This window comes from Glaciihabitans sp. GrIS 2.15 (assembly GCF_035984695.1).
Taxonomy (GTDB): Bacteria; Actinomycetota; Actinomycetes; order Actinomycetales; family Microbacteriaceae; genus Lacisediminihabitans.
In genome coordinates, this window is sequence record NZ_JAXCHU010000011.1 from 94,111 (window position 1) to 104,620 (window position 10,510).

The 10,510-nt window shown below is 60.6% G+C and carries 14 protein-coding genes; 9 read left to right on the forward strand and 5 right to left on the reverse strand.

What is annotated here, in order from left to right:
• Positions 1 to 146 precede the first annotated feature (146 nt).
• On the forward strand, positions 147 to 401 hold the full coding sequence (locus RCH11_RS15000; protein ID WP_327057824.1) for a helix-turn-helix domain-containing protein: 255 nt from the start codon (positions 147 to 149) through the stop codon (positions 399 to 401).
• A gap of 56 nt (positions 402 to 457) precedes the next feature.
• A complete protein-coding gene (locus RCH11_RS15005; protein WP_327057825.1) occupies positions 458 to 1,564 on the forward strand; it encodes a site-specific integrase in 1,107 nt (368 codons plus the stop codon).
• 76 nt (positions 1,565 to 1,640) lie between these two features.
• Here RCH11_RS15005 and RCH11_RS15010 read toward each other — a convergent pair whose 3' ends face one another.
• From RCH11_RS15010 to RCH11_RS15025, 4 genes are all read right to left on the reverse strand, one after another.
• The gene (locus tag RCH11_RS15010) at positions 1,641 to 2,234 is read right to left on the reverse strand and encodes a dihydrodipicolinate synthase family protein (protein WP_327057826.1); all 594 of its coding nucleotides are present in this window, start codon (positions 2,232 to 2,234) and stop codon (positions 1,641 to 1,643) included.
• A gap of 396 nt (positions 2,235 to 2,630) precedes the next feature.
• Positions 2,631 to 2,975, reverse strand: coding sequence for a hypothetical protein (locus tag RCH11_RS15015; protein ID WP_327057827.1), 345 nt, complete (start codon positions 2,973 to 2,975; stop codon positions 2,631 to 2,633).
• Positions 2,976 to 3,034: 59 nt separating this feature from the next.
• Positions 3,035 to 3,953, reverse strand: a protein-coding gene (locus RCH11_RS15020) for an IS5 family transposase (protein WP_327057828.1) whose coding sequence is annotated in 2 segments (ribosomal slippage) — positions 3,035 to 3,574 and positions 3,576 to 3,953 — 918 coding nt in all. Because the reading frame shifts where the segments join, the coding sequence is not laid out codon by codon here.
• A gap of 379 nt (positions 3,954 to 4,332) precedes the next feature.
• Positions 4,333 to 5,076 carry an HNH endonuclease gene (locus RCH11_RS15025; RefSeq protein WP_327057829.1) on the reverse strand — a complete coding sequence of 248 codons (744 nt, stop codon included), beginning with the start codon at positions 5,074 to 5,076 and terminating at the stop codon, positions 4,333 to 4,335.
• Positions 5,077 to 5,245: 169 nt separating this feature from the next.
• On the opposite strand from RCH11_RS15025, the gene RCH11_RS15030 reads away from it, so the two are divergent.
• The 7 genes from RCH11_RS15030 (at position 5,246) to RCH11_RS15060 (ending at position 8,654) form a co-directional block, all read left to right on the forward strand.
• The gene (locus RCH11_RS15030) at positions 5,246 to 5,839 is read left to right on the forward strand and encodes a hypothetical protein (RefSeq protein WP_327057830.1); all 594 of its coding nucleotides are present in this window, start codon (positions 5,246 to 5,248) and stop codon (positions 5,837 to 5,839) included.
• Positions 5,840 to 6,009: 170 nt separating this feature from the next.
• On the forward strand, positions 6,010 to 6,204 hold the full coding sequence (locus RCH11_RS15035) for a hypothetical protein (RefSeq protein WP_327057831.1): 195 nt from the start codon (positions 6,010 to 6,012) through the stop codon (positions 6,202 to 6,204).
• Between the two features lie 43 nt (positions 6,205 to 6,247).
• Complete coding sequence (locus RCH11_RS15040) at positions 6,248 to 6,541, forward strand: hypothetical protein (RefSeq protein ID WP_327057832.1); 294 nt, start codon at positions 6,248 to 6,250, stop codon at positions 6,539 to 6,541.
• Positions 6,525 to 7,265 (forward strand): hypothetical protein, encoded by a 741-nt coding sequence (locus RCH11_RS15045; RefSeq protein ID WP_327057833.1) that lies wholly within the window; start codon positions 6,525 to 6,527, stop codon positions 7,263 to 7,265. Before RCH11_RS15040 ends, RCH11_RS15045 begins: the two co-directional genes overlap by 17 nt.
• Complete coding sequence (locus tag RCH11_RS15050) at positions 7,262 to 7,816, forward strand: hypothetical protein (RefSeq protein WP_327057834.1); 555 nt, start codon at positions 7,262 to 7,264, stop codon at positions 7,814 to 7,816. Before RCH11_RS15045 ends, RCH11_RS15050 begins: the two co-directional genes overlap by 4 nt.
• 265 nt (positions 7,817 to 8,081) lie before the next feature.
• Positions 8,082 to 8,276 (forward strand): hypothetical protein, encoded by a 195-nt coding sequence (locus RCH11_RS15055; RefSeq protein WP_327057835.1) that lies wholly within the window; start codon positions 8,082 to 8,084, stop codon positions 8,274 to 8,276.
• Positions 8,277 to 8,324: 48 nt separating this feature from the next.
• Entirely contained in the window at positions 8,325 to 8,654 is a 330-nt protein-coding gene (locus RCH11_RS15060; protein ID WP_327057836.1) for a hypothetical protein, read from the forward strand.
• A gap of 678 nt (positions 8,655 to 9,332) precedes the next feature.
• Here the strand turns inward: RCH11_RS15060 and RCH11_RS15065 are convergent.
• On the reverse strand, positions 9,333 to 10,046 hold the full coding sequence (locus tag RCH11_RS15065) for a hypothetical protein (RefSeq protein WP_327057837.1): 714 nt from the start codon (positions 10,044 to 10,046) through the stop codon (positions 9,333 to 9,335).
• Positions 10,047 to 10,510 lie beyond the last annotated feature (464 nt).

Here is a 10,510-nt window from a genome sequence, read left to right on the forward strand (position 1 = left end):
CGACCGCGTCCAAGTGTCTGGTCGCCGAAGGATCTCCGGCATCAAATGATTTCTGCATTTCAGAAATCAGACTACATTCTGAGTGCTTGTGATCCCCGCATTTCCGGGCTCTCCAGCCGATTTACGGCTGTCGGCATAGAGAGAGTATGACCACAAATACCGCACTCTCCGTACGCCAAGCCGCCGCGCTGCTCAGCGTCTCGGCATCCACCATTTACGCCCAGGTGCGTGCCGGGGCGCTCCCCGCTCACCGAATCGGAAGTATGTGGCGCTTTTTCGAGTCAGAACTGCTGGTGTCGACGCGCCACGACCCGTGGACCAGGAGCAGCCGGTCGCTCGCGGCAGTTGCCCGGAGACGCCGGCCCACCGCGGCGGCCGGCGAAGGGCGGGAAGGAGAATGAGCGAGGGACACGCGGTTTCCGGGACAAGTTCGGGAGGTCGGCCTCGCAGTCGTTCAATGAAAGATGCCATCGAGACGGCCGGGCCGCGTGAAATCGACACACATTCAGATGTTCTCGCGGACATTCGAAGCTTTCAGGCTTCGGCATTCGCCTCGTCTACACTTAGTCAATACGAAACAGACTGGGCTGCATTCGCTGCTTGGTGTCGCGAAACTGGAAATACAGCGCTGCCGGCAGAACCGCTCGTTGTGGCGGCGTACTTCGCCCGAGCCGCCAAGCTGGTCCGAGAAGATGGTGCCCCACGTTACGCGACAGGCACCCTTCGCACGTGGATGAGTTCAATTAATACAGTTCACTTTCTCGCTGGGCACCACAAGCCCGGCGAAAGCCCGGAGGTCCAACTTCTTATGAGCGGCATTGCGCGCATGTCGCTTCGCAAGCAAGAGCAGAAGGCACCACTCCTAATCAAGGGCCTGCGTCGCACTTTCAACGAGATTGACCTGCATTCCTACCCGGCTGGAGTAATAGGGCGACGCGACTGGAGCCTCCTGCTCTTTGGTTTCGTTGGGGCGTACCGCCGGTCGGAGTTGGCGTCATTCAACATCGGCGATGTCGCGCGACATGAAGAGGACGGCCTCCACATCATGCTCCGAAGCGGGAAGACCGACCAGGAGGGGAAAGGTCTCCTCAAGGCTCTGCCTTACGGCGGGAATCCACTAACTTGCGCGCCTTGCGCATTTTTTCACTGGATTCGGGTCCTTAGCGTTCCACATGGCGACGCGCGCGACATGACAGCCTTGCTCGCCAGACCGGTCGAGTCCAAGCACGTTTGCCGTGAACGGCTTCCAGAATTGAGTTCGCTACGCCCGGATGCGCCGCTTTTTCGCCCCATCATGAAAGGGGGCAACATAACTGAACGACACATCTCGGGGAATGTAGTCAACGATGTTCTCAAGAGACGGATGTTTGCGGCCGGATTCAATCCGCAGAAATACGGCGCACACTCCCTCAGGGCAGGCTTCGTTACTCAAGCGTTCCGAGACGGGGCGACGCATCATGAAATTATGCGACAAACGGGCCACAAAACTGCCTCGTCAGTTGAGACATACGCGCGCGAGTACAACCCGCTCATTGCCAATGCCGTGACGAGAATCGAGCTGTGACGTCCAGCACATAGGCGTGATGGAGGCCAAATCCCTCTCCCCTCGGGTCGAAGTCCACCAGAATTTCTACAGGCCTTTAGATTTGCCCCAGACCCTGCGAGGTGACCACAGCGACGACCGCCGACCGTTCCTCGGCGTTCAAGCTCTGGAGCAGCGGCTGCAGAAGGTCATTGTCAATGACCCCGCGGTGCACCTGGGCGGCCTTGAATGCACCGATCGTTGCGCTGAAGCCGCTGACCCGCCCTCCGGCGATCTTCGCGATCAAACGCAACTTGTGCAACCGCTCCTGCTCGACTCGTGCTGTCTTCCAGTCGCCCGTCGATGCCGCGTTGTACATTTTCATAAACCCATGCGGATCGATATTCGTGACGCCGACGATCAATCCATGCGCACCCTGGAAAATGGCAGCGTCGCCCGTGATGTCTGATCCAGTGGTAACAGAGAACCTGGCATTGACATACTCCGCACCGTTTGGTGCACCGAAAGTGAGTTTGGACCCAAACTGCCGAGAGTTGCGCGCTCGGCCGGCAAGCCGAGGTCGTATATCGCTACTGGGGAGGGGAGGCGGGTACAGCCGCACAGATCTTCGCCACGCAGAGTACGCGAAACGGTCGACGCGCCGTCGGCATTTCCGAAACGGGGATCGGACTTGCAAGTGCGCTCCTTCCACTCCGGAAAGAGGATGCGATAAACCTGATGGCGCCGCTGCGCCAGTTCCATGAGGTTGAACTTGTCGTCATCCGCACCTCCGAGAGCGGAACTCCCCGTCGTGCTCATCAGCGAGGCGCTTGGACAAGCGCTCGCGGACCACGTCGATGTCGTGATCCCGACGCATCAGTCGACCTTGGGGGCATCGAGCGAGATCCTTGTTTCCTTGGTGATCGTCGACGCGCTCGCCCTCGAGTTCGCGGCACGGCATCGCGACGACAGGGCCGCGAAATACAAGATGAACAGAATGCGCGAAGCCGTCGTTGGTTCTCCGATCGATCTGAATGCTCGTCCTCAGGCAGAGGCAATTGAAGCACGATTGCGCCGGCCGGGCCGATCAGCGGCCACAGCAGTGAGATCAAGGCAACGAAGCCGGAACGCTTGGACCATCAGGACCGATCCACGCGCACTCGCCCAGCGAAACAGCAAGCTCTGACGAGACGTTCGCCCGCCCCATCTTCACCACGGGGGTCCTGATGCCGTGGCTATGATCCGAGGTAAAGGCAACATCTTTCAGCGCTTGGAACGGCTTCTCCTCGAGGCGGCCGGGCAGCACGGTCTGGGCTGGGCAGGCGCAGATGGCGGAGCTATTCGGCACACCACGACATCTCGGCGAAACGTCGGTCTCCACTTGGATGTAGCTTCCGACGACGAGTTTATCGATGCAACTAGGAAGGATTTCTTGCATGATCGACCAGAACAAGATCCCTGGTAAACCTGCTCAGCGCTCTCATTCTCATCGCCGCAGCTTGGGTGTGTCTCCTATATGCGGGTCCAGGTGATGCAGGCGTGGAGTACTGCGGCGGCGCGGTAGGTGATGGCGAGTTTGTTGTATCGGGTGGCGATGCCACGCCATTGCTTGTTGAGTGCGAATGAGCGTTCGACGACGTTGCGATCCTTGTAGACGTCGGTATCCAGCAAGGGTGGTCTGCCGCCGCGGCAGCCTCGTCGTTTGCGGGCGGCGATCTGGTCGCTTTTCTCCGGGATCACAGCGCTGATCCCGCGGGCGCGGAGCGCGCGGCGAATCACACCGCTGGAGTAGGCCTTGTCGGCTAGGACCGCGTCTGGTCGGGTACGGGGCCTGCCGCCACCGTGGCGGGGAACACGGATGTCGGCCAGGACCTGCTCAAGCATTGCTCCGTCGTTGCGTTGCCCGCCGGTGACCACGACCGCCAGAGGCCTGCCGGATCCGTCAACAGCGTGGTGGATCTTCGTCGTCCACCCGCCCCGGGATCGCCCGATCCCATGACCGGCAGGCTCAACCTGCGCGAGCGGCAGATTCTTGTAATTCGACAGAGCCCCCTGTGTCCTGGTCGGGGCGGGTCGTGTTCGTCGCATGCTGATGTGCGCGGGCGATTGTCGCGTCGACGCTGACAGCCCAATCGATGGCGCCCACCGCGTCCGCTTCTGACAACAGCAACTGCAGGGCACGATCCCAGGTCCCGTCCCCGGCATAGCGGCGATGACGTTTCCACACCGTCTGCCACGGCCCGAACTCCGAACGTGGCAGATCACGCCACGCAATCCCGGTCCGATACCGGTAGATGATCCCTTCCACCACCCGCCTGCTATCACCGAACGGGTGACCTCGACGCCCCACGTTCGACGGCAGCAATAACTCCAGACGAGCCCACTGCTGATCAGTCAACACGCAGAAACGAGACAGCGACTTCGAACTCATTACCCCAGAATGCCCTCAAAACCCCCACCCATATAGGAGACACGCCCTAGCAACGCAGCAGCGAACGACGAGACGCTGACCGCCATCCGGAGCCTCCTCTCGTCCGGCTAGCAAGCATCATCCCGCTGGCGCCAGCGCCAGCGGGAATCCAATCACTGGCCACCTCCGCCGACGCCGAGCGGCACGGACTGTTCTCAAGACGTCATAGTGATAATTGAGATTATCGACGGTAATAAACCCGGGGTAGAAGTGAGAACGCACTGTTTGCGGGGATACAGCCGAGCTAAAGAAAATCACCGTTGCTTATTCGTTACCTCGCCTGAACCGAAATGGGACGCGAGAATGCCCGCGCTAGAGGCATTGGTTCGTGCTGTTGGCATCACTCTTCTGCTGCTCTGAGCGCGAGGTTGAGCCTGGGTTTCCAGTCGTCGTAGACGGAACGACTAACTCCCGCTCGTTTCAATGCTTCTGGTCTCTTCATACCTCGGGCCATGAGCGCGTCCACCTCGACGATCTCAGCGAAACGCCTTTGCGCATGCGCCTGAAGCCTGCCTTGGTATTCGAAATTCCTCCGGAGCCGGTTTACCCGTATCCGACTGGACTCATGAACAATGCTTCGGGTTGGAACTTCTGCTGATGAATCCAACCGCAATTGCCGATCGAGGATGGGATGCGCCGGATCGATCGCTTCCAATGCTCGGCGAAGGAGAGAAATCTCCTGAAGCAATGCGTTGCGCGCAGACCGTTCGAGGATGTTAGCAAGAGCGGTTACGGGCATGAGGTGCCGGGGATTGAGGCACAAGGGGACGCCACACGTGTGGTGAATGTGGGGCATCATTTCGATCGGTCCCACACAACCCAACGACGCCCAGGCAATGACCCGATGGGCGAGGCGGTTCGTCGCCGCCCTCCCTGTGAAGCCGTATCGGCCTCTTCGAGCCCCTTGCCACACCCAGCAGGAATCATCCTTCGATTCGTCGATCAGGCATCGCGCTTTCAGAGTGCCAATTATCAGCTTCGGATCCTTTGTTTGAATGCCGCGTTCGAGCGGTCCAAGGCGCTTTCCTCCACTGAACATTCGAAATTCTCCTTTCGTTGGATCGAACCGGGAATCGCCGATCACTCACACACAACGGTATGAAGGCGCATGATCTCAGCGCCGCTGATCTCCATTTCAAAACGCCGATTCATCGACAAGCCCTCCGCCGCACGCCTCTGGCAGCGCGTTTATCGTCCTTGCCGCGCATGTTCTCTCCGAACCCGCTCACTCGAGTGGCTCGGGAAGGCACGACATGGACAACGACAAGAAGGACGCCCAGGAGCTGCACGAAAAGGCGGCAATGCTGTGGCGGGCAACGAAGGCGCTCGATCGGCAGTCAGAGCGGGATGAAGCGGCCGGACGGTCGGTCGCGTACGGTGTGCCGGTCGCATGGGATGGAGCAGCAAAGTGGGCCCTGAAGTGGGCCCGATCGCTGGCGACGTATGAGGCATTCTGGAGCACCAGCAACCCGAACCGTGCCCCGCGTGAAAACACCAGGAATCGCGAGTCGTTGTCGCAAGAGGAGCGAAACCATGGCGAGTGGGCGCGCCGGCGGCGCCGCTACCGCATCCGATTGTCCGCCTTTCAGATTGAGCGGTTGAACGTGTCACCGGCGTTCCGCTGGGACCCGGTGCAGTCCACCTGGGCGGTCCAGCTTCAGGAGTGCCAGATCTTCTTCGAGAAGAAGGGGCAGCAACCGCGCCTGAACAGCGCGGATCCGCACGAATACCAGATGGCGAGATGGCTGAACCGCCAGCTTCACAAACTCCGGGAGGGAAGCCTGTCGCCTGCGAGAGCCGCTGGGCTGGATGCATTCCTTCGACATGATCGTCACGCAGGCCGGTGACGGAGTCCTGAGGCCGAGTCCCCCAAAAGACCGACTCATCGACAACGAGGCCGCACTCCATTGGCAGGCAGACCGATGCTGGATACCGTGAAGTGTGACCAGCAACCGAACCGCCAGAACCGTGCGACTTGATTGAGCCCGTCGATTGTGGTCTGGATTCAGCTGGCGAGGTGGCCCGTCTTGTCCTTCGTCGCCCGTTTCGCTGGGATACCTCAGTCCTTTTCTATTTTGGTCGCCGTTACGCCGGGTGGATGCTGACGCTGACCTCCAGCGCCCTCGTAGCGCTCGCAAACGGGCGTCAGATCCTCGTCGCGCCGGGCGCGGAGTACCTGCGACTCCTCCGCACTGTGACGTACCCCAGCTAAGAATCACCGCGCCCGCTCGATGCACTCAACGGAATGGAACAGCATGACCCACTTTGACAAACTCACGCGCCAACAAGGGATCTACCGGGTCGAGACGTCTTCGGGCAGCGTGCACATTCTCGATGTGGCCGGCCGGACCACGTGGGAACGACGTCCAGGACCTGAGGCCGGAATCGAACGCTACGATCACTCGCCGCGGGTTCTGAGTCAACTCGGTAGAGGGTGGGAAGTCGGCCACCAGGGGTACCTCGTCGTCGCCGACGAAGGGTACCTAACTGGAGCCACCACCCATCTGACAGCGACCATCATCTCCATCACGGATGAGCCCGAAACGTGAGAAACGACGCCAGAGGTGTTCGCCTCGAGTCACTCGAAGCGCTCGTCGATCGTCGATCGTCGATCGTCTCCCGAACCTTGCCTGGGAGCGAATTCCGGAATCCGATCAGGGCATCGAGCCGGTCGCCAAGATGATGGTCTCAAGCCTGCCGACGGAGGTCATCGACGGCCCACCGGTGGGCGCCTGCTTCACCGCCCGCGGTTTGGCGGCTTGGCGGGGTGTGACCCGGCAGGCCCTATACCAGCAGCGCCAGGCCGGCAGCATTCTGGATTTCGCACACGATCGAGTTGTCGCCTACCCAGCGTTCCAGTTCAGCGATTCCGGCCGAACTCTTCCGGTCGTGCGGGATCTGTTCACGCAGTTACTCGCCCCGTTGACCGACGCAGCGGCAGTTGCGGTGTGGCCCCCCCAACACGGAGCTCGAATCGCGATGACCACCTTCGAAACGCTTCCCATAGAGCCGGGCCGCTACCGGATAGACACCACCTCCGGAACCGTCCACATCATCGACAACACCGGTCGCATTTGCTGGGAACGGCGTCCTTCCCTCGGCTCTATGAGGTCCGCCTACGACAACCAGTCAGTCGTCTTGAGCATTCTCGGTCCGGGCTGGCACGTCGGCGGCCAGGGCTACCTCGAAGTGTCCGACGAGACCTACTTGACCGGAAAGACGTGGCATCTGACCTCGACGATCACCTCGATCGCGGACGAGCGGCGGCCGTGACGGGCACCCCGGATGACGTTCGAGTCGACTTGGTGGGGGCTCTGATCGATCGCCTCCGGACCGTCGATTGGGATCAGGTTTCCTGGTCGGATGAGGGCCCCGAGGCGATGGCCGATCGGATGTTTGCGAGCCTGCCGACGGTCTTCATCACCGAGCCTGCGGTTGGGGCGTGCTACACGACGCGGGGTCTGGTTGTGTGGCGGGGAGCGACTCGGCAGGCCATCTACCAAGAGCGCCGCTCCAGTCGGCTCCTCGGATTCCTGCACGGAAAGGGTGTCGTGTATCCGGCGCTCCAGTTCAGCGGCACCGGGCGGCCATTTCCAGAGATGAGGGCGCTTCTTGCAACGCTCAGCACGCCGCTCCAGAACGCCGAACAGGTAGCCGCCTGGCTCAACACCACCGATCAGGCATCGGCACAAAGCCCCCGTGGGTTGCTCAGTGCAGCGGCAGGGCGTCAACCAGATTCGAATGGAATCCCCGAGTTCTCGCAAGTGAGAATTGTCAACCTCAACCCGTTGAAGCCCAAACGACCCACGACGGGATCGCGGTGAGCGATACCGGACCCGTCATGGTGCGGTCCGGGCGTGCCGCGATCGCCGGCGATTGGCCCGGAAGGATCTCCTGGGAGCAGTCGGTGATCTCGCGGGAGCGGATCACACGGGTATGGAAGACGGTCCACCCTGAGGCCCTCGCTCACGGACACCCCCACATCAAGGGCGGGATCACCATGCTCACTGGACAGCGGGTCCACTCCCTCGCCGGCAAGGGCCGGCCTGAAACCGTTGGTTGCTCGACCGCGGAATGTTTGGAGTAGTAATGCCTAAAGGACGTACAGCGAGGGTCATCGTAGATGCCGGCATGATCCGCGAGGCGCGCAATATGCTCGGTGCCCGCAGCAATAGCCAAGCAGTGGAACTGGCAATGGTTTTGGCCCTCGCGATCGGGACGCCTGGCGGTACCGAGGCTGCCAAATATCTGGAGATCCTGCGCTCAGACCGATTCAAAGTTTGAACCGCGAGGGTAGGCGGTACCCGACGCCGCTTGGAAGAGGAACACGCAATGACCGATCGGCAGCCGCGACGAACAACCGCAAAGTCCACCGATGGATCGTTCACTCAGAAGGAGCACTCTGTGCCGGAGGCGCAGCATGGATCCCCCGCGGCGGATGCCGAGGTGGAGCTCTACTCTTCGCCGGACGGCGCGATCAGTCTCCTGGTGCGTTTCGCCGATGACACTGTGTGGGCAACGCAGGCGCAAATAGCAGAACTGTTCGGAGTCGACGTTCGCACTGTCAATGAGCACGTCCACAACGCTCTCGACGAAGGCGAGCTCGACGGTGAGGCAACTAGCCGTAATTTTCGGATAGTTCGCCTCGAGGGTGCCCGGTAGGTTGCGTGGAGCATCATGCACCACGATCTGGACGCGATCATCTCCGTCGAATGCCGTGTTCACTCGCCGCAAGGTATTCATTTTCGAACGTCGTCGACACCAGCATGGAATTCGAGATTCGAGCTTGATTGTCGAGCGGCACCACGAATTACCAACTACCTTTTGGATTTATCATCTGGCTTGATAAAGCACACAGTTATCAGATCTCAGACAGTTCGACAGCAGGCGTTCAAACCGAGACCACGCGGAATCTGAAAACATGACCGTGAACGCTTGAATCTCATCTCAAGTGGTTCGAGACTTCTAGATCTAATTCCGCTCGCGTAAGTCCAACCCGAGCTGGCTTTCTGTTCGCAAATCAGGTCAATACCAGCACAGGGCTGCTGTTTTAAAAAGCAAAGACTTCCACAACACACAGGGCCTCGAAAGTTACGCCAGGGCGCCCGTAGCAGGCAGCTAACTGAGACTGAGCTCCGGGCCACCTAAACGGGCAGGCAACGAGATTCCCACGCGAGACCACCAATAACAGCGGGGGATTGCCCGCAGAGCGTCCGGGTTGCGGGCGCGCCTCGCCTCGCCTCGCACATGTGACTGAGCAAAGTGGCATCCCTGATGAATTGCGGCGCCCATTCGATGCGCGCCTGTGTCGAGTTCCTGCCGGTGGTGCGTCTGACCATTTCACCGACCTGATGGAGTGCGGCCGAATGATTTCTGCAAGCGCCAAAGAAGAAATGCTCCGACGAGTGAGAGCGTCACCGCTGGTCCGAACGCGATGTAACCGGGCTCTAGGGACCGCCCAGTTGACACAATCCAAGCCATCTCAACGGCAGCCCCGACGAGCGATCCGATTGCGATCGCTACCAATTCGGTGGCCCCACCGATTTGATTGCCGTGGCGACCAGTTGCGTACCGGCCGGCCGCTAATGAGAGGGCAGCCCCAAGAGCGCAGACGATTCCCGCGATTGCTCCGACGCCGGCAAGAACTATCACGGTGACAGTATCCAGTTGAGGATTCCCTGATGCGAAGGTAAACCCGAGCCCGATCCCGTAAAGCATCCCCGCTGTTGGGATCACGCGCCAAATTAGTCGGGTCGCAGTGAGGTCGGGTGCGGAGTGGCGGAATCGGGACGCGATCACCGAACTGGCGAGCAGCAGCACAACGCACACCAGCACAGCGGGCAGAAGGTTGACGACCAGAATGCTCAGCAAGAGTGCAAGAGATCCGCCCCCGATGCCCAGTAGGAGCAATACCCCGACTGCACGATGCCATGCCTTGGCTACCGAGGCGCTGGGCTCTCGCCGCACCGTCTGGGGCTCGCGTCGGCCGAGCGGCGATCCGAACGGGTCGTCGGTCGAATCCGAGAAGTCATCCAGTCGTCGGAAATCGTCCATTGGGTGACACTAACTGAAGTATGTCTCAGCTCACGGTCCGACACTCAGCGTGGTTCCTCGTGCGTGTTATCCGCTCGAAGAACGCCAAAATTCTCTCCGCATAGGGCCAACACCCAGTTACACCGTCGAGGGCATAACTGAGGTACGCCGATTGAGTCGTCCCGGTAGCCGTTCCGCTTGCGGGCCCTCCTGCCGGTCGGAATCAGGCCTTGATCGCGATCTCGCGATGGCGGGAAATACCGTCCGGTGGCCGTCACGCTTTCGGGCTTGGGCTGACTCGCGTGCTTATCTGTCCGTGCGCTACGCACCTTGTACGATCGAGCGGTGGAGCTACCCGAACTTATTCAGCGGATCGAGACGCGACGTCACGAAGCCGCGCGACCGATTGTGGTTGGAGTATCCGGATACGGCGGTTCCGGGAAATCCACTCTCACTCGTCAACTCGTTGCGCGACTACCGGGTGC